Consider the following 26,255-nt stretch of genomic DNA (forward strand, 5'->3'; position numbering starts at 1 on the left):
GCTAATGTGTCCTTGGGCTCCGGCCCAGCCGCGTAGTGCATGAGCGCGCGCGAGCGAGTTGAGGCGCGGACCGACGACGCGCCGGCCCGCTTCGCTCATGCGTTGAAGGGCGTGATCCGCGGAGAGTTGCATACGGACGTGATCACGAGGCGTCTTTACGCCACGGACGCCTCTCCCTACTCGATCGATCCCGTTGCCGTCCTGATCGCGGCCCATGTCGACGATATCGCGGCCGCGGTCGATGTTTGTAGCAGGGAAGGAATTTCGATTACCGCGCGCGGCGCCGGCACTTCGCTGTCCGGCCAGTGCGTCGGGCCTGGCCTCAACCTGGACACCAGCCGGCTGGACCGTATCGAGTGGATCGATGCGGAGGCGCGTCTGGCGCGAGTCCAACCTGGCGTGTCGTGGTGGCAGCTGAACCGCGCCTTGCGCGACGTCGGCCTGGAGTTCGGCCCGGATCCCGCGACGAAACGGCAGTGCACGATCGGGGGGATGGTCGGGAGCAACTCGGGAGGGACGCACTCCATCGTGTCAGGGGCGAGCGTGGACCACACGCACGCCATCGAAGCCGTCCTTCCCGGTGGGAAGCATGTCCGTCTCGTCGAATCGACGGACGGGACCGTGGGCGCCGCAGGCGCTCCGCCCGATCTAGCGGCGGACCTGGAGCGTGTACGAGAAGCGGCGACGCCGCTCCTCGGTCAGCGGTTCCATACGCTGTCCCGCCGCGGTTCCGGGTATCTCCTCGAGCATCTCTGCGCCGACCGGCCCGACGCAGCGAAGCTATTCGCCGGCTCGGAAGGAACGCTCGGGATCGTGACGGCTGTGGAGCTGACGCTCGACCCGCTGCCCGCCTCGCGCGTGCTTGCGGTTATCGGCTTCACGGACCTTCACGTCGCTATGGCTGCGGTGCCCGACCTCGTCGATACGGCGCCGTGCGCCGTCGAGCTTGTCTCTCGGTCGATGCTGGAGATGGCCCGGCGGGACCCTTTCCACGAGCCCGCCGTCGCCGCGGTTGACCCCGATGTCGGCGCGCTTTTGCTCATCGAGTATCAAGGAGACTCGACGGCGGAAGCGGCGGCAGGCTTCGATCGCATGGATCGAGTGCTGCGCTCGGCCTCGGGGGTGCTGTCGCGCGCGAGTTTTGTTGACCCAGGGGAGTGTGCGCGCATGTGGGCCATCCGTGAGGCTGGCATCGGCGCAATGTCCGCGGTGGCAGGAGGGCCACTGTTGCCGCAAGCGTTCGTTGAGGACACGATCGTGTCGGTCGAACGCCTGCCGGGCTATATCCGGGAGTTCGACCGTCTGTTTGCGTCCCACGAGATGACTCCCGTCTGGTACGGGCATGCATCGACAGGCCTCATCCACGTCCGCCCCTTTCTCGACATGACGAGCAGCGTAGACCTGAACCGACTCGAGTCATTGATGTCCGAGACGGTCGACTTGGTGCAGGCCTGGGGTGGCGATCTCTGCGGCGAGCACGGCGACGGGCTGTCACGCACCTATTGGAACGAACGCCTCTTCGGATCCGACATTTACGCTCAGTTCCGGGCGTTGAAAGCCGCTTTCGATCCAACCCGTCTGCTCAATCCCGGGAAAGTCGTCGACGGTCCTCACCCATTGGCGAACCTTCGCTATGGCGCTGAGTATCGCAGGCGCGACATTCGGACGGCTATCGATCTCTCCGACCAGGGGGGCTTCGCCTCCGCCGTCGAGCGCTGCTTCGGCGCTGGATTGTGCCGCAAGCGCTCTGTCGGCACGATGTGCCCGCCGGCCGCGGCAACCGGCGCCGAGGAGCACAGCACGCGCGCGCGCGCCAACTTGCTCCGGTCTGTCGTGTCGGGCGCGCTCCAGCTGTCCGACATCGCCACACCCGTCGCTCGAGAGGTCATGGAGACCTGCGTCGGCTGCAAAGCCTGCAAGACCGAATGCCCGGCCCGGGTGGATATGGCACGCCTGAAGGTCGAGTGGATGGACGCCGTCAGACGATCCGAGGGAGCCCGCGTGCTCCAGCGAGCCATCGCCAACGTGCGTGCCCTCTCGTATCTCGGGGCGCCTATCGCTCCGGTCGCGAACCACGTGTTGCGATCGAGGTGGGTAAAGCGGCGGCTCGGGATCGCGTCGGAACGCGCGCTTCCCCAGCTGGTCCGGCGACCGCTGACGGCGAGGATGCCGACGGCCAAAGGTGAGGTCCTGTTGTACCCCGACTGCTTCATCACCTTTCAAGAGCCGTGGATCGGGCAGGCGAGCGCTCGAGTGCTCGAGGCGGCCGGTCGGAGCTTGGGGCTCGCACCCGTGGGATGCTGCGGCCGTGTCATGCTTTCCGAGGGATACGTTGACAAAGCGCGGAAGGTCGCGCGCCGCGCCGCGGCGGCGTTGCGGGCAACCACCGCACCGATTGTCTTCTGCGAGCCGTCGTGCCTGTCGGCCGTGACCGACGACTGGCAGCACCTCATCGGCGACGTCTCAGATATCGCCGAGCGTTGCTCGATGGTCGAGGATTATGTCGTGGACGCTGCGTCGTCAATCGCTTTCGAGCGCGGCGGTCGGGTCGTTTTTCATCCTCACTGTCATCAGCGGGCACTCTGGGGAACAGCAGGCACCGAGAAGGCGCTCCTGCTCGTCCCCGAGCTCGAGCTCGAGGTTCTCGACGCGGGGTGTTGTGGAATGGCGGGAGCTTTCGGGTACCTGGCCGACCGGTACGCTCTGTCGAAGGCGATGGCTGAGCGCGTCCTCGTTCCCGCCGTAGCCCGGGTCGGTAACGACGTGAGCGTCGTTGCCACGGGAACCTCGTGTCGCCACCAGATCTCCGACCTTGCAGGCCGTAGAGCCCAGCACCCGATCGAATTCCTCGCCAGTCGGCTGGCCGCCGGCGGGTGAGCGGCGGGGGATCAGCCGTCGGCGATCCTGCCGCTCGATGTCTCACAACGACAGCCAGGCAGACTTGATGGTGGTGTACAGATCTGTTCGCATACTCCGACTGATTCCCGGTGCGTGTAGACGAATGCTCTGGCCCGGATCGTTTAGCCGTAGACCTTTTCACACCATCCCGCGTAATAGCGGAAGTGCGCGCCGCCGCGCCGGCTCCGACTCCGCCTGGCTGACCGGCTTCCCGGAGTCAAGGGACTCGAGCTGAGCGAGCTCGTTGGCGCCCGATCGATCGCGTCCGCGATCGCGGTGAGGATTCGGACCCGGACGTGGGGCCCAGTTTGAGACCATGACTCAGGGGCCTCTCGGGCCGCCCGGACAGAACGGTCGACATCCTCCGGGCCGGCGAGTGGTACCGGAGGATCTCCTGGTCGGTGACGGATCACTAGTCGGGAATGTTTCTACTCACGCCGCCTCTCGCCATTCACTTCCTGTTATTGAGTCTTCGACTCGGACAGGAACTTGGCCACATCCGCAAGCAGCTTCGTGGCCCGACCCCGATCAACACCTGAGCCTTCCTCACTGGGCTCTCTCGAGAACCACGCATCCTAAGTGCGGAGCGCTCTGGTTCCATATGGGCTCCGACATGACGGGGAATAGCTCGATTCGAGAAGTGCGAGGTCCTTTCGGGGTGCTGTGAGCGAAGAGCAGGGTGCTGTTACCCCGTCCAGGACTTTCGTTCAGCGCCGGGTTTGTACCACGGGATAAACTTGCGGTTCTGCATGTCCCGCCGCGCCACGTACCGCGACTCGTTTGTTTCGCCGATCTCCTCATGGCGTGGCTGATGTTCCCATTTCTTCATGTCGACGTAGGACTCCCACTCGCTGATAACGAAATAGCGCCCGTCCACCAGCGACCGACTGTAATGCCCCCAGATGTAGCCCGGCTGTTTCCTGGCCAGCTGATGCATCTCCTCCAGGTCGTTCTCGAAGACGTCGGTTTCGGATTCCTTCACGAAGAACTGAAGTACCGAGAGCCACGTTGGGCGCGCCGACATTCCTTCTCCCACATTGGGCGAAAGGCCGGCGGCTTCCATAGATGGATCGGTCGGCGTCACCGCGTCTCCCTAATCGATGATGTCCTCGTCGCCGGGGCGTGGCGGCGGCGGACTCGCGCAGGAGTCACCCACACCTTTCCCTTGCGCACGTGCACGCGGAAGTTCCGCACTTGGAAGTCATCGTTGGCTGCACAAACGCCGGATTCGAGATCGAACGCCAAACCGTGGCTGCGGCATCGAACGGTCATGCCGCTGGGCGTGCCAATGCTGAGCGGCGTTCCCTCATGTGGGCAACGATCCTCGAGCGCGTACAGCCGATCGCCGATCCGGAAGACCACGATCCACCGAATTCCGATGAGCTTGCGGCGCGGCATTCCCTCCACGAACTCGTCCAAATATCCGATTCGTCGCCTCACGCGCATCATGGGAGTGTCCGAAGAGCTCGGGAGCTAGGTGGCGCGGTGCGCTTGCCTTCGCTCGAGGTCGCGCCGGTGGCCAGCTTTTCGAAGAGCCGGCAGAGATGTTCGCGCTCGGACGGCTCGAGCGGACGGAGCACGAGAGCGACATCCTCGATGCGAAGGCGCCTCGCCGTGGTGAACAAGGCACGCCCCCGCTTGGTAGCCCGTACGGAGACAGAGCGACGATCGAGTTCCTCGGCATGTCGCGTGACGAGGCCATCACGGACTAGCTTGTCAATCATTCTTGTCGCCGTGCTCTCCGCGGTGCCGAGCGCTTGAGCGAGTTCGGTCATCCGCACGGAATGACGCTCGCAGACGAATCGCAAGGTGTGGTATTGGGCTGTGCTGAGATTCAGCTTGTCGGAAGCCGGGGTCCGCTTTGCCGAGAACGACTTGGCAACCGAGGCCCATGCGCGCTCAAGCCGTTCCTCATGACTGGGCGATCTCGCGGCTCGGTTGGATTCTTGTATCATACAATAGTTGACTTTACCAAGGACACCTCAGATGTCAAGAGGATCCCTGCCCGGCGGCTTCGCGATGCCGCTCCAGGTCTCTACCACACCGGTTGGAACTGGAGGGGAGGCGACTGGACGAGCCGGACCTCCGAATCGCCTCGATCGCACTCGGGCGTGACCTCACCTTGGAGACCGGCAAGAGAAGCTCAAGAGCGTTCCGTAGCTGCGCGTCGAAACTGGCGCGCGAACTGAACGCTACTTCAACCGCTTCTTGAGGGACCCCTCATCCAGGATCACGTAATTCCGTCCGTCGAGCGCGACCCAGCCTCGGTCCATGAAGGAGCCCACGGCTTTGTTCACGCTTTCGCGTGAGGCGCCGACCATCTGCGCCAGCTCCTCTTGTGTGATCGGGACCTTCACGCGGATACCAAGGTTGTCCGGCTCACCGTGCTGCGCGGCCAGGTCCAGCAACCGCCGCGCCACCCGGCCGCCGACATCGAGGAACACCATGTCCTGGATCGCCTGGTCCTGCCGCCGAACCATGAGCACGAGCACCCGCAGCAGCTCCCATGCCACCTCGGGATGGGCGGTCACGTAGGGCCGGAAGTCGTCGTGCGCAAGCGCGTGCAGAACGGTCGGTTCCATCGTCCTGGCGTCCGCGGTGCGTTGCTGCTCGATGAACAGCGACAGCTCTCCGAACACTTGTCCCGGCCCGATGATCGCGACGAACGCCTCGCGTCCGTCCGGCGCCAGCGTCGTGATCTTTACCCGTCCGTTCTCGACCAGATAGAGGTGCGCGCCGGTATCTCCCTGGCGGAATACGGTGTCGCCGCGGTCGTAGGACTGGCGGACGAGGGATCCGGCCAGGGCCTCGCGGTCGCTCTCGGGCAGCGATGAGAACAGCGCCACCCCGGAGATCAGCTGCTTCCGGTCCACGAGTCCCCCTAGGTTGCGGATGGTAGTGGATTTTCGGGCATCTCGGGCGCTCCGGTAAGGTTTGCCGAGGAAGAATCCGCGCTCCGCCGCATGACCTATGGGGTAGCCGGCTCCAAGGGGGGACGCATGTTCAAGAAGATCCTCGTCGGGACCGACGGGTCCGACACGGCGAACAGGGCCGTCGAGCACGCCGCCGAACTGGCCAAAGCGATGGGTGCCGAGCTGGTCGTCCTTACCGCCTACGCCCCACCGCGCTCCGACGTCGGCTCGACCTTCGGCCGCGCGGACGCCTACCCGGGCCAGGAGATCGGCCAGGCGATCCTCCGCGACGCCGAGAAGCATCTCGGCACGGGCCTCAAGATCAAGACGGTGGTCAGGGAAGGCGATCCCGCGGAAGGCTTGATCGATGTGGCCGAGGAAGAGGGCGTCGACCTCATCGTCGTCGGCAACAAGGGCATGACCGGCACGAAGCGCTTCCTGCTCGGATCGGTCCCCAACCAGATCTCTCACCATGCGCCCAGCAACGTCCTGATCGTCCACACGACCTGAGCAACGGGAGGCCAACGTGTACAAGAAGGTGCTGATCGCGACCGACGGGTCGGTCACGGCCTCGCACGCGGCCGAGGTCGGTGTGGACGTGGCGAAGGCGTCGGGCGCCGAGGTTCTCCTGCTGCACGTCGGCGACGCCAAGGACGGGAAGAAGGTTCTCTCCCAGGCGGAGAAGGCGCACGGCAAGTCCGGCGTCACCATCAAGACGCAGAGCGTGTCGGGTGATCCGGCCGACATGATCTGCGAGGTCGCCGAACGTGAGGCCGTGGACCTCATCGTGGTCGGGAACAAGGGCATGACCGGCGCGAAGCGGTTCCTGTTGGGTTCGGTGCCGAATCAGGTGTCGCACCACGCGCCGTGCAACGTCCTCATCGTCAAGACTACCTAGCGGTCTCGCGCGTCGTGCTCGACGCCGAATGGGGCAAGCAAGGTCGCGACGTCGCCGACGCGCTTGAAGACGCGAAGGCCGCCGACGTCACCGCTCGCATCTGGCGTCGCGACGCCTCACTTTGGTCGGAGAACCACGCGGTCCAGCGGGCGATCGCGAACCGCCTCGGCTGGCTCGACGCCGCCGAATGGTCCGCCCGGCATCTGGATCAACTGAGCGCGTTCGCCGCGTCGTCGTCCGGTGCGCCCGTCGGGCTGCTCGGGATGGGGGGATCCTCGCTCGCTCCAGAGGTCATCTCCAAGGTGTTCGGGCGTCCTCTAACGGTGCTCGACTCGACCGACCCGACCGAGGTACGAACTGCGGAAGCCTCGCTGCCGGTTCCCGACGCTCGGTACATCGTCGCCTCGAAGTCGGGCGAGACGATCGAGACGCGTTCGCACGCCGCGTACTTCCTCGAGCGGACCGGGGCGCCGGAGCGGTTCGCGGCGATCACCGATCCCGGCTCGGCGCTGGAGGCGCTCGCGAGCGAAAAGGTCTTCGGCGAAACCTTCCTGAACCCGCCGGATATCGGCGGCCGCTACTCGGCGCTGTCCTATTTCGGGCTCGTGCCGTCGGCGGCGATCGGTGTCGCGATCGCGCCCCTGCTCGACGCGGCGCAGCAGGCGATGGAGCTTTGCAGAGACCCGGAAGGGCCGGGGCTGGTGCTCGGCGTCGGGCTGGCAGAGCTCGCGGATGAGGGTCGCGACAAGGTCACGTTCGTGCCGTCGGCCGGCTTGGAAGCGTTCGGCGCGTGGGCGGAGCAGCTCCTCGCGGAGTCGACGGGGAAGCTGGATGTCGGGCTGATCCCGGTCGACGGCGAGCCGCTCGGAACCCCGGCCGCCTACGACGACGATCGCGTCTTCGTGCATCTGCGGCTCGCGGGCTCGGACGAAAACTCGGCCGCGATGGCGGCGCTGCGCGAAGAGGGGCACCCGGTTCTCACGATCGACGTGCCTTCGCGCGAGGCGCTGGGCGCCCAGTTCTTCCTGTGGGAGTTCGCGACGGCGGCCGCCGGATGGCGGCTGGGGATCGATCCGTTCGACGAGCCGAATGTCTCGGAGTCCAAGCAGAACACCGCGCGGCTGATCGAAGCGTACGTGCGAGACGGCGCGATCCCCGGACCCGATCCCGTCGCAGAGGAGGACGGCGTCCTGCTCTACGAGCCGGTGGAGACCGAGTCGGTGACCGAGGCGCTCGACGCACTGTTCGGATACTTCCATCGCGACCGGTACGTCGCGCTGCAGGCGTTCCTGCCTCGCTCGCCCTCGGTCGAGCGATCGCTGCGTGAGATCCGCACCTCCATCCGCGACGCGCGGCGATTCGCGACCACGGTCGGATTCGGCCCGCGCTACCTGCATTCGACGGGCCAGCTGCACAAAGGCGGCCCCGATAACGGCTTGTTCATCCAGATCACCGCCGAGCAAACCGACGATGTACCGATCCCCGGCCGGCCCTACACGTTCGGTGTCCTGCAGGCGGCGCAAGCCGCCGGCGACTACGAGGCGCTCGCCTCGCGCGACCGGAGGATCCTGCGGCTCCACCTCACCGAAGGCGTCGAGGCCGGACTGCCGGTGATCGCGCGCATGATCCGTAGCGCTCTCCCTCGGTGACCCGCCCCGTAGAGACCTTCCCCGACCCGGAGTCGCTCGCCGAACGGGTTTGCGCGCTGGTCGACGAAACCGTGTCCGATGCGCTGTCGACGCGCGAGCGCGCGCTGGTCGTGCTCTCCGGTGGCTCGACGCCCAGACGAACGTACGAGCGGTTGGGAGCACGCGGGACGCTCGAGGCGAGTGGTGTGGAGCTCTTCTTCGCCGACGAACGATGCGTTCCTCCGGAAGACCACGCCTCGAACTATCGGCTGGTCGCCGACACGATCGGCGACAACGGCAACGTAAGCCGCATCCGCGGGGAGATCGATCCCGACGAAGCAGCGCGGGGATACGAGGCGCTCCTGCGCGAGCGGTTCGTCGATCAGACCCCGGCCTTCGATCTGATGCTGCTCGGGATCGGAGCCGACGGACACACGGCGTCGTTGTTCCCCGGTTCGCCCGAGCTGGATGAGCGTGAGCGTTGGGTCGTGGCGACCGAACGCGAGCACGGGTGGGTGCGTCGCGTCACGCTGACCCTTCCCGTGCTCAACGCCGCGCGCCGGACGCTGATCCTCGCGACGGGTCGCGACAAGGCGAAGGCCGTAGCCGACATCCTGTCGGGCGGTACGACGCCGGCGGCGCGTGTGCTCGGTGCGCACCTTCTGCTCGACGAGGCCGCAGCCGGCGCTCCGATCCCGCCGCGCCCGCGTCGCGACCCGGACGAGCTGTTCGACCTGACCACCGAGAACGGGGACGTCTGAGACTTACGGCCAGTTCGCTTCGATCTCGATGTCGGTGAGATCGTCCGCGCTGGTGTTCCGCAGCGCGAGCGCAAACTCGGATGGAGAGCTGAGTGTCGCGGTCACCGTTACGGGCGAAGGACCGCTCGCCTGTGCGGCGATCCGGTAGGGGATGCCCGTCGAGGAGAATGACCGCGCGAGCACGCGCCCCTCGAGGACCTCGAGCACGCCCGAGCCGCCGGTCCATCGTGCGGTCGCGGTGAAGGTGCCGCCGTGAACCGGCAGCATCTCGAGGAACGGATTGCAGCCGTTGTCCTTGCAGACCGACGCTCCGGCCGGACGTGGGATGACCGGCAGGCGGAACACTATCCCGCGTCCGGATTCCTCGAACTCCATGCGGATCCCGAGAGTGACGGTGTCTCCTTCGCGCACCAACGCCACGGCTCCGAGCCCGGAGAGGGTCAGCCCCTCGCGAACGCCGTCCGGGAGGTCGGGCAGGCACGCCGACTGCTCGGGGATCGGGTCGTCGATCGCCTTGAGCGGACACGCGATGATCCGACCCGAAACCGACGAGCGATCCACGCGCAACTGCACCGCGACATCCTTCGGCTGGAACCCGATGCGCACGGCGTTGCTCTCACCGGCGCGGATCTGGACGTTGCGCGCGACCAGCTCGACGCGCGTTGGAGCCGGGCCGGTCTGGCCGGGGGTTGGATCGAAGAAGTCATCGCGGCATCCCGCGAGAACCAGCAGCAAGGCTGCGGCCAGAGCGAAGCGGCGCATCACGCCGCGTCGGCGCCCGAAAGGAACGCACCCACCCGGTTCGCGAACGCGAGCGGATCGTCGAGCATCGAAAGCGGCTCCGGCCACATCCGAAGCTCGGCGTTCGGCAACAGCTCGGCGAGGCGTTGCGCGACCTCGGCGGGGTGCAGGGGATCGCCCTCGTGGGCGAGGATCAGCGTGGGGGCGGTGACGCGGGCGAGGACGGACGCGTCGGCCAGCGGTTGCGCCCCGTCGACCGAGGCCCGCAGGGCTCGCGGGATCCCGGTCGCGTTCATGCGCAGCACCCGTGCGCGGATCAAGTGCCGCCACTGCGGCCGGGTCTCGAACAGCGGCTGCGACTCGGGCGCGGCGACCGCCAGGTCCGCGACCTCTTCCAAGGTCATCTTCTCCAAGAGATCAGCGAGCGGTGGGTAGCGATCCTTCGCGGCTTGGTGGGCCGAGTCGACGCGCGCGGGGATGAAGAGCACGATCCGTTCGAAGCGGTCGGGCCTGTCGGCAACGAGGTTCAGGATCGCGCCGGCACCCATCGAGACGCCGAACGCGCGGGTGGCCCCGTACGTGTCGGCGACGAACTCGAGATCGCGGCGCATCGCCGGGTAGTCGTAGCCGGCTTCCTCCGGCGGCGCCTCGCTCCGCCCGTGCCCGCGGAAGTCGAACAGGACGCGCGTTCCCACAGCGTTGTGCGCGAAGTATGCGATCTCCTCGGACGACGAGGTGATGCCGTGCGCGACGACGGTCACCGGCTCGCCGTCGCCGAGGACGTCCACCCACAGGCGGCAATCGGGGCCATCGATCAAGGACATTGCGGGTAGGGTACAACGACGCCGCCGGGAACGCGGCCCGCAGTCGCGAACCGACGGCGCTATCCTAGAGGCTCGGATGGACGCGAAGATCAGGCGCATCGACGCAACCAACGAGGCCGGCCAGGCGATCCGCATGACGGCCGACCGGCTCCTCGTTCGCCGTCCACCCGAAGGCGAGCGCAGCACCAAGACCGGCTTGCTCATCCCGGCGACCGCGGCGAGCGTGAACAAGCGCTGCATCTGGAGCGAGGTCGTCGCGGTCGGCCCCAACGTCCGGGCCATCGAGCTGGGGGACAACGTCCTGCATCTGCCGGACGGCGGGCTAGAGGTCGACGTACGCGGCGAGGAGTTCATCCTGCTCCGCGAGCGGGACATCCACGCCGTCGCGTCCGATCGCACCGACGGCGGCGGCACCGGGCTGTATCTGTAGAACGCTACTGAGGCACGTCCCGCCGGCGGACGAAGATCCACGCCAGCAGCGCAGCCACCAAGACCCAGGCGCCGAGCACGAGCGCAGCGCGCCAGTGGGGGATCGGTTTCAAGAGGGCCTCCGTACAGGTCACCGCGAACCCGCCGGGCGTCGCCGTACAGCTCACGGATCCCGCCAGAACGGGCGGCCACCACGCGTACCCGGTCGTCTCCACGCCGGCGAACTGAGGGATCAAGGTCGCGACCTGCTGCGCCGGGAGGAAGTGCCGCAACCAATGGAACCGCCCGGCCACGAGTCCCTCGGCGAGCAAGAACACGAGGGACCCGATGCCGGCGAAGCTCGTTCGCACGATCGTGGCGAGTGCGCCGGCCATCGACGCATAGAACTCGAGCGAGAGGAGCGACTCCCCCGCGGAGCGCGCGAGCGTCGCGATGCCGGGTCCGCCGGTGGCGTCGACGTCGGTGAGCGCGCGGAATAACGCGTCGGTACCGAGCGTGAAGCCGAGCGTGATCGCCATGCCGCCGCCGACCACGATCCAAAGCATCGCGAACCGCGACAGCAGCACGAGGCCGCGCCGCGGCTCATGCGTCAACAAGGTCCGCCACACGCCCCAACGCCACTCTGCGCCCAGCAGGCTCGCGCCGGCCAGCACGGCGAAAAGAACGCCCCAGAACGTTCCGGCAGCGCGGATGCGCGATCGCAGTGTCGACGGCGGCGAAAGAGTCTGCTCCTGCTCCCCGAGCGTTTCCCGCAGCGCGCTCACCAGCTGGGGCAGGTTCTGCTCGATGACCTCGAGCTCGGGCGGCAGCTGGTTCGGGTCGAACCTGTTGAATTGCTCTTCGGTTGGCTGAGGGAACGTGATCCCGGTGGAGCGGCCATCGTGGGTCCCGATGGTGCAGGTCTGCCCGTCGCAGCTCGTCGAGATCCGCAGCTGGAAAAGGTCGAAGCCGCGCAGCTCGCCGCGTTCGGCCTTGTCGAGAACGTTCCGCTGGCTCCGCAGATCGGAAAAGCTTCCCCACGACATCAGTCCGAAGACGCCGAGGGTCGCGACGAGCAGGATGAGGAGCGATGGGCCCCGCAGGGCGGCGCCGATCGCGGCCCGGAGTGGAGAAAGCGTCGAACGAGCGCTCACGACGCCGGCGGCTCCTCGGTCAGCTCCAAGAACACGTCCTCGAGCTTGCGGCTCTGTCCCGCGAGGCCGTGCGCGTACAAGCCGCGGTCGGCGAGCGCGCGGTTGACCTCGCCGGGCGGAACGCCGTCGACGAGCAACGCGTCCGGCTCGCGCTCGACGGCCCAGCCGAGGGCACGCAGCGCGGCCTCCGCGTCGTCGATCCGCTCGACCTCGACGCGCACCTTCGCAACCGCCCGTGCTGTGAGGCCGGCGAGCGTGCCTTGGTAGACCTGGCGTCCCTTGCTCACCACGCAGACGTGATCGCAGAGCTGCTCGACCTCGGACAGCAGATGGCTCGAGATGAAGATGGTCTTGCCCTCGTCTCGCAACGCCGACAGCAGCCCGCGGACGTCCCGGATGCCGGCCGGGTCCAGCGCCGTCGCCGGCTCGTCGAGCACGATCACGTCGGGGTTGTGGAGCAGCGCCGCGGCGAGCCCGAGTCGCTGGCGCATCCCATGTGAATAGGTGCGAACCTTGTCCTTCGCCCGGTCGCCCAGGCCGAGACGCTCCAGCAGCGGATCGACGAGGGTCAGCGCGTCCGAATCCGCGGCGGTGCGGGCCAGGATCCTCAGATTCTCGCGGGCGCTGATCCTCGGGTAGAAGGCCGGGTTCTCGAGCACGCTGCCGAGCTGCATCCGGATCGCGGCCAGCCCTTTGGGCACCTCGCGACCGAGCATGCGGGCGCTCCCGGCGGACGGCCGTGCCAGGCCGAGCAACATCCGGATGGTGGTGGTCTTCCCCGCGCCGTTCGGGCCGAGGTAGCCGAACAGGGTTCCCGGCGGAACGGAGAGGTCGATCGGATGGACGGCGACGCGCTTGCGGAAGCGTTTCGAAAGACCGGACGTCTCGATGACCGCGTCGATGGCACCCTCCCCGGCGGCAGCATAGCCGCCTCGACCTCGAAGGGATCGACTTCGACGGGGTGCGTTGCTCAGGTAAGCTCGCAATTCGCTACTTGCGAGCTGGTTGCAACAACGAACCGGCGGATGATAGCGTGTTTCCATGCGCTTCCGCCCCGTCCTCATCGCTGCCTGGCTCGCCGTCGTCGCCGGCGCATGCGGCGGCAACGGGTCCGCCGACGGCGGCAAGCCGCGTGTCGTCACCACGGTTTCGCCGATCACCAACATCGCGCAGAACGTCGGCGGCGACCGGGTCACGATCACCGGCGTCGTCCCCGAGGGCGAGAACAGCCACGAGTTCGAGCCCGCCCCGTCGGACGCCCGCGTCATGGCCGAGGCCGACATCGTCTTCATCAACGGTCTGCATCTCGAGGAGCCGACGCTCGAGCTGGCCGAGGCCAACGTTCCCGACGGCGTGAAGATCGTGAAGCTCGGCGATCTGACGATCACGCCGGCCGAGTACATCTACGACTTCTCGTTCCCCAAGGAAGCGGGTGATCCGAACCCGCACCTGTGGACGCACCCCCTCTACGCGATGCGCTACGCGGAGATCATCCGCGACGAGCTGACCGTGCTCGACCCCGACGGCGCGGCGACGTTCAAGGCCAACTATGATGCGTTCGCCGCACGCATCGACGCGCTGGACGAGGCGATCCGCACCGCGACGGCGACGGTGCCCGAGGCGAACCGGAAGCTCCTCACCTATCACGACTCGTTCCCGTACTTCGCCCGCGAGTACGGATGGACGATCATCGGCGCGATCCAGCCGTCCGATTTCGCCGAGCCCAGCGCCCGCGAGGTCGCCGACCTCATCGAGCAGATCCGCGACGAGAAAGTCCCGGCGATCTTCGGGTCCGAGGTCTTCCCGAGCCCGGTCCTGAAGACCATCGCGTCCGAGGCGGGAGCGAAGTACGTGGACGACCTCCGCGACGACGACCTGCCGGGCAGCGCCGGCGAGCCGACCCACTCCTACCTCGGGCTGATGGTGTTCGACTACAGGACCTTCATGTCCGCGCTGGGCGGCGACGTCTCCGCGTTCGACGGGATCGACACGACGAACGTGGCCGGCGAGGGCTCGGCGACCTACCGGGAGTAGCGGGATGAGCGAGGCGGTTCCGCTCGGGAACACGCTGGTTCGCTTCGAGCGCGTCACCTGCGCGTACCGGGCCGAGCCCGTGCTCGTCAACGTCGACCTGAGCATCGAAGCCGGCTCGTTCCTCGGCGTCGTCGGGCCGAGCGGCTCCGGCAAGACGTCCCTGCTGCGCGCAGTTACCGGCGCGCTCAAGCCGGTCGCCGGCCGGATCTCGTTCCCCGGCGGCGTGGTCCCGATCGGGTACGTTCCGCAGGTCGATACGGTGAACTGGTACTTCCCGGTCACCGTCCGCGAGGCCGTGCTTATGGCCCGTTTCGACGAGCGCAAGACACCTTGGGCAACGCGCGCGGAGCGGCGCGAGGCGGACCGGGTGCTCTCCACGCTCGGGCTCGGCGGGCTCGGGGGCCGGCACATCCGCGAGCTGTCCGGCGGGCAGCAGCAGCGCGTGTTCATCGCGCGGGCGCTGCTCCGGCGGCCGAAGCTGCTCCTGCTCGACGAGCCTACCTCCGGCGTCGACGTCCGCACCCGCCACGACGTCGTCCACCTCCTGCACGAGCTCCATCACGACGGCCTCGCGATCCTGGTCACGACGCACGACCTGAACGGGCTCGCCGCCCACCTGCCGGAACTCGTCTGCCTGAACAAGGAGATCATCGCCATGGGTTCGCCGGCGGAGGTCATCACGCCCGACGTGCTCGAGCGGACCTACGGCGCGCCGATGGAGGTGCTGTCCCACGGCGGGATGCCGATCGTCGTCGAGACCACGCCGGCGCCGGCCGACGTCGTCCCGCTGCGAGAGGAGCACCATGAACACCCTGCTTGAGCCGTTCGAGTTCGAATTCTTCGTCAACGGGATGCTCGTGTCGGTCCTTGCCGGCGCGCTGTGCGGGTTGATCGGCGTGTACGTCGTCCTGCGGGGGATGAGCTACATCGGACACGGCATGTCGCACGCGATCTTCGGCGGAGCGATCGTGAGCTTCGTGACAAAGATCAACTTCTACGTGGGGGCAGGCCTGTGGGGGTTCGTCTCCGCGCTGATGATCAACCGCGTCGCGCGCCGGAGGATCATCGGGGCCGACGCGGCGATCGGCGTGATCACGATCGGCAGCTTCGCCGTGGGCGTCGCGCTCATCTCCCAGCAGCGGAAGTTCAACCGCAACTTCGAGGCCGCGCTGTTCGGCAACGTGCTCGGCGTCACATCCACCGACGTGCTCGTGGTCGGCGGGGTCACGCTCACGGCGGCGGCGATCATCTTCGCGATGTATCGCAAGCTGCTCTTCACGACGTTCGACCCCGAGGTCGCGGAGGCGTCGGGGGTCAACACGGGACGCATCGACGCGCTGTTTGCGCTCGTGCTCGCGGCGGCGATCGTTGCCACCATGAACATCCTCGGCGTGACGCTGATCGCGGCGGCGCTGGTCGTGCCGCCGGTGATCGCCCGGATGCTCACCGATTCCTTCTCGCGGATGCTGTGGATCTCCGTGCTGGTCGGAGCGGTGTCGGGCTTCGTCGGCATGTACCTGTCCTGGTTCCTCGATATCGCCTCGGGCGCGTCCATCGTGTTGGTTTCGACGAGCCTGTTCGCGATCACCTACCTCGTCTACGGCGCGCGCGGAGCCCGACGCCTTCGGGGCGCAGAAGCGCACATCTGACCGTGCTCGCAGGACCGGCCGCCCGGCCGGGCGAACCCTTCTGATGTGAAGTCCCGCGCGGTCTTGTCGCTGGCGCTCCTCCTGGCGCCCGTCCTCGGCTGGGACGGCGGCCGGGCGGCCGAGCCCTCGGCGTTCGATCACCTCCGCGCCATCGTCGAGCGCTCGCCGGCTCCGGAGTACCGGCGCGCGGGCTCGCCGGGCATGGCGTCGGTCGCCGACTACGCCGCCGGCCGGCTGGCCGCGAGCGGCTACCGCGTCCTCCGGCAAGACTTCGCGTTCACGCGATACGCGATCGACTACACGCCGGGACACCAGCCGATGCTCGAGCGGGTCGTCGACGGCTACGACTACAAGGTCGAGAGCGCGTTCAACCTTCAGACGGTCACGCCGGCTTCGGGCATCACCTGCCGCGTGCGGCCGGTCGCCGCCGTCGGCCCCGGCGACTGCGGATTCATCCCCTTCCGTTCGGCGAGTCCCGAGTGGAAGAACGCGCCCTTCGTGTCGGTGGGCGACGATCTCGACGCGATCGTCGCCGCGGGAGGCGCCGGCGCCGTCGTGCAAGGCGACGCCAACCGCCACCTCGTGTTCGCGCAGAGCTCGCGCCGGCTGCTTCCGACCGTCGTCGCGGCCACCGACGAGGAGTCGATCGTCGGCCACGACGTGCGGCTCCGCGCGATGGGCGGGTTCGTTTCCGCCCTCGGACGCAACGTACTCGGGGTGCGCCGCCCGCCCGCCGGGGTGAACGACTACGTCGTGTTGCTCGCGCATGCGGATGGATGGTTCCAGGCTGCCGCCGACAACGGGTCAGGTGCGGCGGCCGTCCTGAGGGCCGCGGAGATCCTCGCCGCTGCGCCGCCGGAGATCGGCGTCGTGGTCGGCTTGATGGACGCGGAGGAAGTCGGGCTCATCGGCGCAGAGCGGTTGGTCGAGTCACTCACCGCCGGGCTCGCCGTCGGAGACGGCGGCACACCGTTGCAGATCGACGACGTCAAGGCGGTGATCAACCTGGACGCGTCGAGCGCGCGGGCGTCGGACGTGCAGGGGATGACCCGCGGCACCGCCGCTCGAACCGACGTGCCGGTCTTCCAGTGGCGCGCGATGGTGTTCTCCGAGGAGCCGCTGCTGCAGGCGCCGTTCCTCGCGCGGTTCGCCGCGCACGGTGTCCTCGGGCTTCCGATCCTGTCCTCGGTCTTCGCCCCGGTCGGTTCCGGCGAGATCGGCGGACGCCTGCGAAGCGACGTCCATCACTTCGCGGCGCTGGGGATCCCGTTCGCCTGGCCCGTGTCCGGCTATCCCGAGTACCACACCGACGGCGACACGCTCGCGACCGTCTACCCCGACGACCTCGAGGCGCTGGCGGAGGCGACGGCCGACCTCGCCGGCGACATCGCGCTGCTCCCCATCGGACGGGTGATCGAACCGCTGTGGCCGCCGCTCGGACCGTCTGCGGCTCTGTCGGCCGAGCTCGCTCGCGTGCTCCACGACCACATGGATCACGAGCGCTGACCCGCCAGCGCTTCCGGCGCGAACAAGTCTTTGCCTCGGATCGCTGGAGGTGGCGATATATAGACCGTCGGTATATAGTGACGCCATGACTGGGCGGGCCCTGCAGGAACCAACCTTCCTGATCCTGACGGCGCTCGCCGCAGAGCCGCAGCACGGATATGGAATCATTGGCGACGTCGAGCGCATCTCAGACGGGGGGGTCCACCTGCGGGCCGGCACGCTGTACACCGCGCTGGATCGGTTGCGCGAGGAGGGGCTGATCGAGGTCGACCATGAGGAGATCGTAGAGGCGCGGTTGCGCCGCTATTACAAGCTGACCGAAACGGGCGCTGGCCGCCTGGCCGCCGAGGCTGGACGCCTGCGGCGCCATGCCAACGCTGCCTCACGTCGGCTCCGCGCGGCGGGGGTCACGGCCTTCGCGCCGGCCGGAGGCGGGTGGTGAACTCGCTCGAGACCCGCTACCGACGCCTGCTTGCCCTCTACCCTCGCGATCATCGGGCCGCCCACGAAGAGGAAATGATCGGCGTGCTGCTCGCGGTCGCGAAGCCCGGACAACGCTGGCCTGGCATCCGTGACACGGCTGACGTGCTGCGCGGTGCGCTTCTCATCCGGCTTCGTCGGGCGCGTCCAGAAAGACTCGGCCGAGAGTGGTCCGATGCGCTGGCAATCGTTTCCGTTCTGGCGTCCGTCCTGATGTGCGTCGGCCTGGGCTCGTTCGCCGGGGGGTTCCTGGTCCTCAACGTGATCGAACACAGCGGCAGTTGGAATAGCGTCTACGTCGTGCTGGGTGTTGTGGTTTTGGCCTGGCCTGCGGTTCTGTTTCTGGCTTTGGTGGGGCTGCGGCGCACGTCGGTGACGGCGGCTTGGGTGGTGGCCGTGCTGGGAGCTCTGGGGGCTGGGGAGATGCAGGAATGGGCGGGACTGGGGTTGCTCGCTGCCCTCGCGCTCACCTGGTCGCCCGGGCCGGCACGCGGCGTCGCGCTGTTGGGGCGTTCTCGCGTGATCGCCTATCTGGTCGGTGCCGCTGCACTTGTCGCAGTCTTCGCCTACGGCGTCTCCGACGACGTGGAACTTCGGCCAAGTTGGATTACGGCGCGGGAGGCCTGGGTGGCGTTTTGCCTCGGCGTCCTACTGGTCGCTCGTGTGGCTTTCCGGTTCAACACGGCCTGGGCCCGGCGAGTGTCCCTCCTTCTGGCCCTGCCGCTGACGGCGATCGTCGTAGCCATTTTCCGGAATAGCAATCTGTGGTCGCCCCAGCAGCTCGGAGACGTCACTTTCGGAAATCATTCGCTGCTGCACTTGATCGAAACTTCCACTCAGATAGCCGTGCCCGTGGCAGTACTTCTCGCAATAGTGATCTTCAACAGGCGCGCGAAACGAAGAATCGAAACGATCCCGGATGCCCACGATGGTTCCCGTCCCGCTGGCCCATCGGCCTCCCCAGCTACTTAGCGGGAATGAAACAGTGATCGATCAGCGCTTGCGGCGTGCGCAGGACTTGCACTCGCCGAGCACCGCGAAGTGGGTGAAGTTCGCCCGGAAGCCGAACCGGCGCTCGAGCTCCTTCGCGAACGGCCGGGTCTGGGCCTCACCGACCTCCTGCATCGCGCCGCAGCGCTCGCAGACCAGATGCTGATGCAGTCCGGCCGTCCCGACGTGGTAGACGCTCGCGGTGTGCCCGAGGTGCGCGTGACAGAGGATCCCGACTTGCTCGAGCGAAGCGAGCGTGCGGTACACGGTCGAGGGGCTCACGGCCGGAAGCTTGCGGCGAACGCGCGCGACGATCTCCTCGGCGGTCGCGTGCCCCTTCGCGGCGGCGACGGCCTCGAGCGTGGCTTGGCGTTGCGGCGTCCGGCGCAATCCGTGCGAGCGGATGAGCTCGTCCAGCTCGCGGAGCGCGTGATCGTGGTCCGGGCGCGGCGCCTTGGTCTTCACGCGAACAAGTGTACCGGCGTCATGATGCACCTGCGAGCTGGATGCAGGAAGCCGCTCAGGTGCTGAGGAGCTTGCGCTTGCGCTCCTGGAACTCCTCTTCCGTCAGCACGCCGCGGTCGCGCAGGTCCGCGAGCTTCGACAGCTCGTCGCCGAGCGAAGGTCCGCCCGGCTTCCCGAGACCCTTGCGCGCTTCCGCCGCCCGGTAGATCTCGAGCTGGACGGCTTCGGGGTGGCGGATGTCGGTGAAGCGGTTCTGACCCGACTCGCCGGCGGACTCGACGATCAGATCGCCCGCGCCGAGCACTCGCTCGATGATGCGCTGACCGAAGGTCACGTCGTTGATCGTCTCGAGTGGGATCTCCTTCGAGCGCTTCGCGATGACGCCGGACCGCGTGATCACCCGCTCGTTCGTGAGCACGAACAGCGTGAACCGCCACCGGACCGCGGGGACGAACGCGAGCGGGATCCACAAGATGAGCGCGAGCGCGACGATGGCGATCCGGATCTCGTCCTGAACGTCGCCGCCCGCCTTCACCCAGACGATTCCGGCCACGACGGCGATGGCGATCGTCCACAGGACCGGCTTGAGGAGCGCGATCCAGTGAGGACGGAGGTCGAGGATGACCTCCTCGCCCTCGGTCAGGAGACGCGTCGGGAAGGGCACGGCACGATGCTACGTCAGCGGCGCGCGGTTGGCCCGTCACGGGGGCGGATGATTCAATCCCTGACCCATGAGCCGGCACGACGCGATCTCCGAGGACGAGCTCCAGCCCCTCGTCGACCCCGCGTCGCTGGAGCGCTACCTCGCGCAGGTGCTGCCCGGCACCGGCGGGCTCGAGGTCGAGCGGCACCAGGCCGGACACTCCAACGAGACCTTCTTCATCCGCCGCGGCGCCGACGACTGGGTCCTTCGACGCCCGCCGCGGCCGCCGTACCTTCCCACCGCGCACGACGTGAAGCGCGAATACACCGTGCTGAAGGCGCTGGAAGGGACGGGCGTTCGCGCTCCTGCGACGGTCCTGTTCTGTGAAGAAGACGACGTGATCGGCGCGCCCTTCTACCTGATGGAGAAGGTGGACGGCACCGTGATCCGCGATCGCGTCCCCGTGTGGCTCGACGCGCCGGCCGAGCGGAGGCGCATCGGTGAGGAGCTGATCGACGCGGCCGCGGAGTTGCACGCGGTCGACCATCGCGCGGTCGGGCTCGAGGGATGGGGGAGGCCCACCGGATACATCGAACGCCAGCTCGTCCGTTGGCGCAAGCAGCTCGACGGCGCAACGAAGTTCACCCGCCCGCTGCCCGACTATGAGAGCATCGCCGCCTGGCTCGAGAAACATCAGCCCCCCGAGCAGTCACCCACGATCGTGCAGGGGGACTACAAGCTCGACAACACGATGTACGCGCCCGCGGCACCGGCGAGGCTGGTGGCGATCTTAGACTGGGAGATGGCGACGATCGGCGATCCGCTCGCCGACATCGGCTGGATGCTTTCCTTCTGGCGTGAGCCGTCCGATCCACCCGACCCGCTGCACGGCGCGCTCAACGACGTGTTCGGCAAGCCGGGCTGGGCAACGCGCGCCGATCTCGTGGACCGCTACGAGTCGCGGTCCGGCAGGTCGATGACCGACATCCGCTTCTACACGGCGCTGGCGATCTGGAAGCTCGGCATCCTGTTGGAAGGGTCGTACGCGCGGCATCTGCGCGGGACCACCGACGACCCGTTCTTCGCGCTGCTGGCCGAGGGAGTGCTCGCCATCGGCGCCCGCGCTCTGGAGGTCATCCGCTCTGGCTAAGACGCTGCTCCTCGACTTCGGTGGCGTGCTGACCACGCCGGTCCGTGCATCCTTCGAAGGGTTCGCTCAGGACGAGGGCCTCGACCCGAAGGCCCTCTGGGCCGTCATGCGCGACGTGGCACGCACGAAGGACGACCCGTTCACCTTGGTCGAGACCGGCGCGATCGATCAGGTCGAGTTCGACGTGCGGCTTGCGGCGCTGTTCAACGAACGGCTCGGCTCTTCGATCGTGCCCGACGGCCTGAAAGTGCGGCTCTTCTCTCGCGTGGGGCCCGACGAGGCAATGATCGGAGCGGTCCGCCGTGCGCGAGCCCAGGGGGTCCCGACGGGGCTGATCTCGAACTCGTGGGGGGGCAACTACGGCGAGGGCGGGTACGACCGTCCGATGTTCGACGAGCTGTTCGACATCGTCGTGGTGTCGGGCGAGGTCGGGCTGCGCAAACCGCAAGCGGAGATCTATCTGCTGGCCTGCGAGCGGATCGGAGCGGAGCCGGCCGATTGCGTCTTCGCCGACGACTTCGAGGTCAACGCGGAAGGAGCGAGCGCCGTGGGGATGCTCGGCATCCGGCACCACGCGGCCGACGAGACGATCCCTCAGCTCGAGGAGTTCCTCGGGATCGCGCTTCGATGAGGGTTACGGAAGGCTGATCGCGTCTTCGCCCTCGAGCGCTCGCTCGAGCCGCTGAACCTTCGCGTCGAGCTCGGCAACGCGGGCGTTCAACAGACGCATCGCCATCACGGTCGCCGGCGTATCGCGAAGCGGTTCCGCGTCGCGCGGACCCTTTTCGATCCGGGGCTCGATCCGGGGCTCGATCTTCGGGGCGGCCTTGGTCGGTTGTACCCAGGGGAACGGCTTCACCGCGGCACGGACGGCCGTGGGCTTGGGATCAGGCTTGCGCGTGGGCGGTTCGGGCACCGCGGCCACGGCAGGTACCGGGTCGGGCTCCGCCGCCGGCGTGGGAGCGGAGACTTCAACGCGCTGCTGCGACTTGGGTGGGACCAAGGTCAGCTTCGGCTGAGCGCTCTCCTTGCGTCCGAACGGCCGGGGGATCCAGCGCCGCGCCGATCCGTTGCCCTTCGAAGGGGAACCGGGGGCATGTGTCCGGTCAGCGGCCTGCCACTGGGTCAACTCCCAGCCGACACGTTCCTGGTGGGACGCCCACTGCGTCGGGCCGCCGCACCGGTCGCAGAACGAGACGCCGACGGTGATCCTCGACTCACAACGATCGCAAAGAACCTTGGCAGCCTTCGCCATGATGAAATCCTCCTGGGGCGACGTTGCCCCTCGGACTCGTCGCCACCCCTCAGGCGCGCGAACGAGGTTCTCCGATAGGACCTAGTGCGAATTCAACGATTACTCAACGCGTTCGATACACCGCCGTCCAGGGGCATCTGTACTAGTTGTCCTGGTCAGATCGCAAGATGTCCGGATTCAGTGAACCGTGATCTGATCGTGCTCGGCGGCGACGTCGATCACCGCACCGCGCTCGGCGAGCCGGGTTGCGACGAATAGGCGGATGCCGGCGGCTTCCACGATGGTCTCGTCCGGCTCGGCCTGCTCCGCGAAGCCGGTCCGCACCTCCTCGCCGCGCAAGCCTTCGGCGACCGAGACCCGGACGCCCACCTGCGACGGGTCCATGCGCCCGAGCTCGAACGCTCGCTTCAATACCTCGACGGCGCGGGCCGTCACTTCGATCGCCACGGCGGCGGATGCTACCCGGAGGAGGGGTAGACTTGCCCGTCGTGCCGACCAGAGACGAGCAGCCGCCGGTCCTTTCGCCGGCCGCCTTCGAGCGACTGCAAGCGGAGTACGACCACCTCACGACCACCGGCCGCAAGGAAGTCGCCGCGCGTTTGCTCCGCGCCCGCGAGCTGGGCGACCTCAGCGAGAACGCCGAGTATCACGCGACCAAGGAAGAGCAGGGCCTGATGGAGGCCCGTATCCGCAAGATCGGATGGATGATCAAGACGGCCGTGGTTACCGAGGCGCACCAGGATGGGAAAGAGGTACAACCCGGCGTGCTCGTAACGGTGCGGCCGACCGACGGGGACGCGGACGACGAAGACACCTATCTCGTCGCCGCCTCGCCCGAGGAGCGTGCGAAAGGGGCGCGCACGATCACGCCGAAGTCGCCGCTCGGCGCGGTACTGGTAGGCAAGCGTCCCGGCGACAAGGTGACGTACGAGGCGCCCGGCGGAAGCTTCACCTACGAGATCATCACGATCCGTCCGTGGGACGGCTCGTAGCTCACCTTCGACCGACAAGGGGGTTCCTCGTGCAGAAGTTCGCGACGTTCAAGACTTCCCTCGGCGAGATCCGCGTGCTGCTCACGCCGGAGCATGCGCCGAAGACCGTCGACAACTTCGTCGGGCTCGCGACGGGGAAGAAGGAGTGGACGGATCCGCGCTCGGGTGAGAAGCGCTACGACTCCCTCTACAACGGAACCGTATTTCATCGCGTGATCCCGAACTTCATGATCCAAGGCGGTGACCCGCTCGGCACCGGAACGGGCGGCCCGGGCTACAAGTTCGAGGACGAGACCAAGGGCGGCCCTTCGTTCGACAAGCCGGGGTTGCTCGCGATGGCGAACGCGGGACCGAACACCAACGGCTCTCAGTTCTTCATCACCGAGGTGGCTACGCCCCACTTGACCGGCAAGCACACGATCTTCGGCAAGGTCGTGTCGGGCTTCGAGATCGTGCAGAAGATCGCGCACGTCCCCACGTCGAGCGACCGTCCGAAGGAGCCGGTGGTCCTGGAGTCGGTCGAGATCGAGGAAAGCTAGTCGCGGCGGATCGCGGGGGCCGGGCGCGGAGGCACTGAACGGTGGCTGACATGTCAGCCATGTCAGCCACCCGCGCGAAGGGGGTCCCGACCGATCACGTTTACTAGGGACTTCGGGCAAAAGCGCCGCGCTTTTCGGGCGCAGCACGGTACCCTGTTGGCTCGATGAGGCTCCGAGACATCTACGCCCAGCCCGGCCTGAAGCTCTCCCTCGAGTTCTTCCCGCCCAAGACCGCCGAGGGCGTCCGGAAGCTGATGGAGGAGACCGCCGTCCTCGCCCGGCTCGACCCGTCGTTCTGCTCGGTGACCTACGGGGCCGGCGGAGGGACGCGCGACACGACGGTCGAGATGGTGGAAGGGATCCACCGAGAGCGCGGTCTCAACGTCATGTGCCACCTGACCGTCACCGGCCAGTCGAAGGACGAGATCCGCGCCGTCCTTTCCGATCTCAAGCGGAGGCGGATCGAGAACATCATCGCGTTGCGGGGCGACCCCCCGCGAGGCGCGGACGAATGGACGCCGCATCCGGACGGGTTCCAGTACAGCGTCGATCTCGTCCGGGAAGCGCGTGCACACGGTTGGTTCTCGATCGCCGTCGCCGGCTTCCCGGAGACCCATCCGCAGGCGGAGAGCGCCGAGTCGGACCTTCGCTACTTGAAGGAGAAGGTCGACGCCGGGGCCGACGTCGTCATCACGCAACTCTTCTACGACAACGAGGACTTCTATCGCTACGTCGAACGGGCCCGAGCGATCGGCGTCACGGTTCCCATCGTGCCGGGCGTCTTCCCGGTCCTGTCCGCCGAGCAGACCATCCGGTTCACCCAGTTCTGCGGCTCCAAGATCCCCCAAAGGCTCGGCAGGCTGCTCGAGCAGGTGACCGGTGATGAGGAAGCGGCCGTTCGGATGGGTATCGACTACGCGACCGTTCAGGTCCAGGGGCTGCTCGAGTTCGGCGTGCCGGGCATCCATTTCTATGCGATGAACCGGTCTCGCTCGGTCTTGGCGATCCTCGACAGCCTCGGGCTCGACGACGTTCGGGAGCGAGCCGCGCGGTAGCGCTCCAGGGGCATCGGCGGGATCGCGGCTTATCATCGCGTCGATGGAAGAGCAGGAAGTCGATCGCCTCTACGCGCTCCCGCTCGACCAATTCACGCCGGCGCGGGACGCGCTGGCCGCACGACTGAAGACCGCCGGGGACGCCGCGGAGTCCGCGCGCGTCAAGGCGCTCCGAAAGCCGACGGCGCCGGCGTGGGCCGTCAACCAGCTGGCGCGCCGGTACCCCAAGCAGATCGAGGTGCTGATCGCGGCGAGCGACCAGCTCCGGCGGGCGCAGCAGGAGCTCCTGCAAGGGGCGTCCGCCGGCGACCTCTGGGAAGCGACGCTCGCCGAGCGCGAAGCCGTCGGAGAGCTGATGAAGGCGGCGGAATGGCTCCTGAAAGAGAGCGGCCTGGGCTCGGGTCGTGGAACCCTCGACCGGATCTCCGACACGCTGTACGCGGCGGCCGCCGACACTACCGGCCGCACGCTCTTGCGCCGGGGCCTGATCTCTCAGGAGATGCGGCGCACCGGCTTCGGGGACCTGACCGCACCGGCTTCGCCGTCTCCGCGGGTGAAAGCTTCGTCGAAGCCGTCACGCCCCGCGCCGAAGGCCAAACCGTCGGCCGGTCCAACCTCGAAGCAGGTCCTCGAATCGGAGCGCGCGTCCGTTCGCGCAACACGCGAGGCCGAACGAGCGGAAGCCGAGGCAGAACGGCTCGAGAAAGCGATGCGGCGAGCCGACGACGAAGCCGTGCAGGTCCGCAAGCGAGCGGATGCGGCCGCTCGCACGGCGGCCGACGCGAAGTCCGAGGCCACGGCTGCGCGCAGGGAGGCGACCGGGGCCCGGCGCGAAGCAGATCGCGCGGAAGCCCGGCTCGACAAGCTTCGCCGCTCCAAGGGTTGATACGGCCTCCAGCGTCCCCGAGCGAGCCGAGCAGCGACCTTGCCTGGATTCGGCAAAGGGATGAATGGTAGAAACCCTGTGCAGCGAGGCCGAAGCGGCGAAATCAGTCTCGATCGGCAGGGTTTGGGCGGCACGAGGCGGAACTCCGAAGAGGGAGGTTTCCGTGGCCGACGTAACGACAGCGGGTCCAGGGCTCGCGGGCCGGGAACGGGTGAGGGCAGACCAGGCGGCGGGGACCGTGTACCGCACGTTCCCCGCTCGGCTGCCGGCCGTTCTCAGCTTGATCGCGGGCACGTTCGGTGTGCTCGGAGCGCTCGGCGCCGGCGTGCGGGTCAGCGCGGTCGCGACGGCACGCGACGAGCCGCTCCAGGTCGGCGTCATCATGGG

General features: G+C 67.6%; 31 protein-coding genes. 20 read left to right on the plus strand and 11 right to left on the minus strand.

All coding sequences use genetic code 11. The features are described from left to right. The first annotated feature begins 39 nt into the window (after positions 1 to 39). Complete coding sequence (locus WEB06_21650; GenBank protein MEX2558224.1) at positions 40 to 2,877, plus strand: FAD-linked oxidase C-terminal domain-containing protein; 2,838 nt, start codon at positions 40 to 42, stop codon at positions 2,875 to 2,877. Between the two features lie 706 nt (positions 2,878 to 3,583). Here the strand turns inward: WEB06_21650 and WEB06_21655 are convergent. Together WEB06_21655 and WEB06_21660 are read right to left on the minus strand one after the other, a co-directional pair. Beyond that, complete coding sequence (locus tag WEB06_21655) at positions 3,584 to 3,982, minus strand: antibiotic biosynthesis monooxygenase family protein (GenBank protein ID MEX2558225.1); 399 nt, start codon at positions 3,980 to 3,982, stop codon at positions 3,584 to 3,586. Beyond that, a complete protein-coding gene (locus WEB06_21660; protein MEX2558226.1) occupies positions 3,979 to 4,317 on the minus strand; it encodes a Rieske (2Fe-2S) protein in 339 nt (112 codons plus the stop codon). The genes WEB06_21655 and WEB06_21660 overlap by 4 nt, the downstream gene beginning before the upstream one ends. 125 nt (positions 4,318 to 4,442) lie before the next feature. Between WEB06_21660 and WEB06_21665 the strand changes: the two genes are divergently transcribed. Next, positions 4,443 to 4,610 (plus strand): hypothetical protein, encoded by a 168-nt coding sequence (locus WEB06_21665; protein MEX2558227.1) that lies wholly within the window; start codon positions 4,443 to 4,445, stop codon positions 4,608 to 4,610. Between the two features lie 480 nt (positions 4,611 to 5,090). Here WEB06_21665 and WEB06_21670 read toward each other — a convergent pair whose 3' ends face one another. Then, the gene (locus tag WEB06_21670; protein MEX2558228.1) at positions 5,091 to 5,771 is read right to left on the minus strand and encodes a Crp/Fnr family transcriptional regulator; all 681 of its coding nucleotides are present in this window, start codon (positions 5,769 to 5,771) and stop codon (positions 5,091 to 5,093) included. 126 nt (positions 5,772 to 5,897) lie between these two features. On the opposite strand from WEB06_21670, the gene WEB06_21675 reads away from it, so the two are divergent. From WEB06_21675 to pgl, 4 genes are read left to right on the plus strand one after another with little or no spacing between them, the layout of a single operon-like run. After that, entirely contained in the window at positions 5,898 to 6,320 is a 423-nt protein-coding gene (locus tag WEB06_21675; GenBank protein ID MEX2558229.1) for a universal stress protein, read from the plus strand. 16 nt (positions 6,321 to 6,336) lie between these two features. Then, positions 6,337 to 6,708, plus strand: coding sequence for a universal stress protein (locus WEB06_21680; GenBank protein MEX2558230.1), 372 nt, complete (start codon positions 6,337 to 6,339; stop codon positions 6,706 to 6,708). Continuing rightward, positions 6,678 to 8,357, plus strand: coding sequence for a transaldolase (locus WEB06_21685; protein ID MEX2558231.1), 1,680 nt, complete (start codon positions 6,678 to 6,680; stop codon positions 8,355 to 8,357). Before WEB06_21680 ends, WEB06_21685 begins: the two co-directional genes overlap by 31 nt. Continuing rightward, complete coding sequence (gene pgl, locus WEB06_21690) at positions 8,354 to 9,097, plus strand: 6-phosphogluconolactonase (GenBank protein MEX2558232.1); 744 nt, start codon at positions 8,354 to 8,356, stop codon at positions 9,095 to 9,097. The genes WEB06_21685 and pgl overlap by 4 nt, the downstream gene beginning before the upstream one ends. A gap of 3 nt (positions 9,098 to 9,100) precedes the next feature. Here the strand turns inward: pgl and WEB06_21695 are convergent, their stop codons facing one another. After that, positions 9,101 to 9,859 (minus strand): hypothetical protein, encoded by a 759-nt coding sequence (locus WEB06_21695; GenBank protein MEX2558233.1) that lies wholly within the window; start codon positions 9,857 to 9,859, stop codon positions 9,101 to 9,103. After that, entirely contained in the window at positions 9,859 to 10,662 is an 804-nt protein-coding gene (locus tag WEB06_21700) for an alpha/beta hydrolase (GenBank protein MEX2558234.1), read from the minus strand. Before WEB06_21700 ends, WEB06_21695 begins: the two co-directional genes overlap by 1 nt. A gap of 76 nt (positions 10,663 to 10,738) precedes the next feature. Between WEB06_21700 and WEB06_21705 the strand changes: the two genes are divergently transcribed. Then, a complete protein-coding gene (locus tag WEB06_21705; GenBank protein MEX2558235.1) occupies positions 10,739 to 11,092 on the plus strand; it encodes a co-chaperone GroES in 354 nt (117 codons plus the stop codon). Positions 11,093 to 11,096: 4 nt separating this feature from the next. On the opposite strand, the gene WEB06_21710 is transcribed toward WEB06_21705, so the two are convergent. Together WEB06_21710 and WEB06_21715 are read right to left on the minus strand one after the other, a co-directional pair. Beyond that, positions 11,097 to 12,224 (minus strand): hypothetical protein, encoded by a 1,128-nt coding sequence (locus WEB06_21710; protein MEX2558236.1) that lies wholly within the window; start codon positions 12,222 to 12,224, stop codon positions 11,097 to 11,099. Further along, entirely contained in the window at positions 12,221 to 13,210 is a 990-nt protein-coding gene (locus WEB06_21715) for an ABC transporter ATP-binding protein (protein ID MEX2558237.1), read from the minus strand. The genes WEB06_21710 and WEB06_21715 overlap by 4 nt, the downstream gene beginning before the upstream one ends. Before the next feature lie 55 nt (positions 13,211 to 13,265). On the opposite strand from WEB06_21715, the gene WEB06_21720 reads away from it, so the two are divergent. The 6 genes from WEB06_21720 to WEB06_21745 all read left to right on the plus strand — a co-directional run bounded on the left by WEB06_21720 (position 13,266) and on the right by WEB06_21745 (position 18,865). After that, positions 13,266 to 14,258 carry a metal ABC transporter substrate-binding protein gene (locus WEB06_21720; protein MEX2558238.1) on the plus strand — a complete coding sequence of 331 codons (993 nt, stop codon included), beginning with the start codon at positions 13,266 to 13,268 and terminating at the stop codon, positions 14,256 to 14,258. A gap of 4 nt (positions 14,259 to 14,262) precedes the next feature. Continuing rightward, positions 14,263 to 15,078 carry a metal ABC transporter ATP-binding protein gene (locus WEB06_21725; protein MEX2558239.1) on the plus strand — a complete coding sequence of 272 codons (816 nt, stop codon included), beginning with the start codon at positions 14,263 to 14,265 and terminating at the stop codon, positions 15,076 to 15,078. Further along, the gene (locus tag WEB06_21730; GenBank protein MEX2558240.1) at positions 15,062 to 15,907 is read left to right on the plus strand and encodes a metal ABC transporter permease; all 846 of its coding nucleotides are present in this window, start codon (positions 15,062 to 15,064) and stop codon (positions 15,905 to 15,907) included. Before WEB06_21725 ends, WEB06_21730 begins: the two co-directional genes overlap by 17 nt. A gap of 45 nt (positions 15,908 to 15,952) precedes the next feature. Further along, entirely contained in the window at positions 15,953 to 17,413 is a 1,461-nt protein-coding gene (locus WEB06_21735) for a M28 family peptidase (protein MEX2558241.1), read from the plus strand. A gap of 85 nt (positions 17,414 to 17,498) precedes the next feature. After that, on the plus strand, positions 17,499 to 17,855 hold the full coding sequence (locus WEB06_21740) for a helix-turn-helix transcriptional regulator (protein MEX2558242.1): 357 nt from the start codon (positions 17,499 to 17,501) through the stop codon (positions 17,853 to 17,855). After that, the gene (locus WEB06_21745) at positions 17,852 to 18,865 is read left to right on the plus strand and encodes a hypothetical protein (protein ID MEX2558243.1); all 1,014 of its coding nucleotides are present in this window, start codon (positions 17,852 to 17,854) and stop codon (positions 18,863 to 18,865) included. The genes WEB06_21740 and WEB06_21745 overlap by 4 nt, the downstream gene beginning before the upstream one ends. A 21-nt stretch (positions 18,866 to 18,886) precedes the next feature. Here the strand turns inward: WEB06_21745 and WEB06_21750 are convergent, their stop codons facing one another. Both WEB06_21750 and WEB06_21755 read right to left on the minus strand, forming a co-directional pair. Next, positions 18,887 to 19,348, minus strand: a complete 462-nt coding sequence (locus WEB06_21750) for a transcriptional repressor (GenBank protein ID MEX2558244.1) — start codon at positions 19,346 to 19,348, stop codon at positions 18,887 to 18,889. Between the two features lie 55 nt (positions 19,349 to 19,403). Continuing rightward, complete coding sequence (locus WEB06_21755; protein ID MEX2558245.1) at positions 19,404 to 20,012, minus strand: PH domain-containing protein; 609 nt, start codon at positions 20,010 to 20,012, stop codon at positions 19,404 to 19,406. A gap of 67 nt (positions 20,013 to 20,079) precedes the next feature. Between WEB06_21755 and WEB06_21760 the strand changes: the two genes are divergently transcribed. Together WEB06_21760 and WEB06_21765 are read left to right on the plus strand one after the other, a co-directional pair. After that, positions 20,080 to 21,141, plus strand: coding sequence for a phosphotransferase (locus WEB06_21760; GenBank protein MEX2558246.1), 1,062 nt, complete (start codon positions 20,080 to 20,082; stop codon positions 21,139 to 21,141). Positions 21,142 to 21,145: 4 nt separating this feature from the next. Beyond that, complete coding sequence (locus tag WEB06_21765) at positions 21,146 to 21,772, plus strand: HAD family phosphatase (protein MEX2558247.1); 627 nt, start codon at positions 21,146 to 21,148, stop codon at positions 21,770 to 21,772. Positions 21,773 to 21,775: 3 nt separating this feature from the next. On the opposite strand, the gene WEB06_21770 is transcribed toward WEB06_21765, so the two are convergent. Then, positions 21,776 to 22,396: a hypothetical protein gene (locus WEB06_21770; GenBank protein MEX2558248.1), complete on the minus strand. Its 621-nt coding sequence runs from the start codon at positions 22,394 to 22,396 to the stop codon at positions 21,776 to 21,778. Positions 22,397 to 22,573: 177 nt separating this feature from the next. Then, positions 22,574 to 22,843: a hypothetical protein gene (locus WEB06_21775; protein MEX2558249.1), complete on the minus strand. Its 270-nt coding sequence runs from the start codon at positions 22,841 to 22,843 to the stop codon at positions 22,574 to 22,576. A 41-nt stretch (positions 22,844 to 22,884) separates the two neighbouring features. Here WEB06_21775 and greA point away from each other — a divergent pair, with 41 nt between their 5' ends. The 5 genes from greA to WEB06_21800 all read left to right on the plus strand — a co-directional run. Then, positions 22,885 to 23,388, plus strand: coding sequence for a transcription elongation factor GreA (gene greA, locus WEB06_21780; protein ID MEX2558250.1), 504 nt, complete (start codon positions 22,885 to 22,887; stop codon positions 23,386 to 23,388). 29 nt (positions 23,389 to 23,417) lie between these two features. Beyond that, positions 23,418 to 23,927: a peptidylprolyl isomerase gene (locus WEB06_21785; protein MEX2558251.1), complete on the plus strand. Its 510-nt coding sequence runs from the start codon at positions 23,418 to 23,420 to the stop codon at positions 23,925 to 23,927. Positions 23,928 to 24,091: 164 nt separating this feature from the next. Beyond that, a complete protein-coding gene (gene metF / locus WEB06_21790; GenBank protein ID MEX2558252.1) occupies positions 24,092 to 24,982 on the plus strand; it encodes a methylenetetrahydrofolate reductase [NAD(P)H] in 891 nt (296 codons plus the stop codon). A gap of 43 nt (positions 24,983 to 25,025) precedes the next feature. Next, positions 25,026 to 25,868: a hypothetical protein gene (locus tag WEB06_21795; protein MEX2558253.1), complete on the plus strand. Its 843-nt coding sequence runs from the start codon at positions 25,026 to 25,028 to the stop codon at positions 25,866 to 25,868. A 163-nt stretch (positions 25,869 to 26,031) separates the two neighbouring features. Beyond that, the coding region (locus WEB06_21800; GenBank protein ID MEX2558254.1) for a hypothetical protein at positions 26,032 to 26,255 on the plus strand (224 nt) is incomplete at its 3' end.

The sequence above is a fragment of the Actinomycetota bacterium genome, assembly GCA_040905475.1.
Lineage (GTDB): Bacteria > Actinomycetota > AC-67 > AC-67 > AC-67 > DATFGK01.

Bases quoted from the DNA above. Each gene is read 5' to 3' on its own strand.
- WEB06_21650 (MEX2558224.1), top strand. From the start codon at position 40: ATGAGCGCGCGCGAGCGAGTTGAGGCGCGGACCGACGACGCGCCGGCC.
- WEB06_21665 (MEX2558227.1), top strand. From the start codon at position 4,443: ATGTTCGCGCTCGGACGGCTCGAGCGGACGGAGCACGAGAGCGACATC.
- WEB06_21675 (MEX2558229.1), top strand. From the start codon at position 5,898: ATGTTCAAGAAGATCCTCGTCGGGACCGACGGGTCCGACACGGCGAAC.
- WEB06_21695 (MEX2558233.1), bottom strand. From the start codon at position 9,859: ATGCGCCGCTTCGCTCTGGCCGCAGCCTTGCTGCTGGTTCTCGCGGGA.
- WEB06_21700 (MEX2558234.1), bottom strand. From the start codon at position 10,662: ATGTCCTTGATCGATGGCCCCGATTGCCGCCTGTGGGTGGACGTCCTC.
- WEB06_21705 (MEX2558235.1), top strand. From the start codon at position 10,739: ATGGACGCGAAGATCAGGCGCATCGACGCAACCAACGAGGCCGGCCAG.
- WEB06_21720 (MEX2558238.1), top strand. From the start codon at position 13,266: ATGCGCTTCCGCCCCGTCCTCATCGCTGCCTGGCTCGCCGTCGTCGCC.
- WEB06_21725 (MEX2558239.1), top strand. From the start codon at position 14,263: ATGAGCGAGGCGGTTCCGCTCGGGAACACGCTGGTTCGCTTCGAGCGC.
- WEB06_21730 (MEX2558240.1), top strand. From the start codon at position 15,062: ATGAACACCCTGCTTGAGCCGTTCGAGTTCGAATTCTTCGTCAACGGG.
- WEB06_21740 (MEX2558242.1), top strand. From the start codon at position 17,499: ATGACTGGGCGGGCCCTGCAGGAACCAACCTTCCTGATCCTGACGGCG.
- WEB06_21760 (MEX2558246.1), top strand. From the start codon at position 20,080: ATGAGCCGGCACGACGCGATCTCCGAGGACGAGCTCCAGCCCCTCGTC.
- WEB06_21770 (MEX2558248.1), bottom strand. From the start codon at position 22,396: ATGGCGAAGGCTGCCAAGGTTCTTTGCGATCGTTGTGAGTCGAGGATC.
- metF (MEX2558252.1), top strand. From the start codon at position 24,092: ATGAGGCTCCGAGACATCTACGCCCAGCCCGGCCTGAAGCTCTCCCTC.
- WEB06_21795 (MEX2558253.1), top strand. From the start codon at position 25,026: ATGGAAGAGCAGGAAGTCGATCGCCTCTACGCGCTCCCGCTCGACCAA.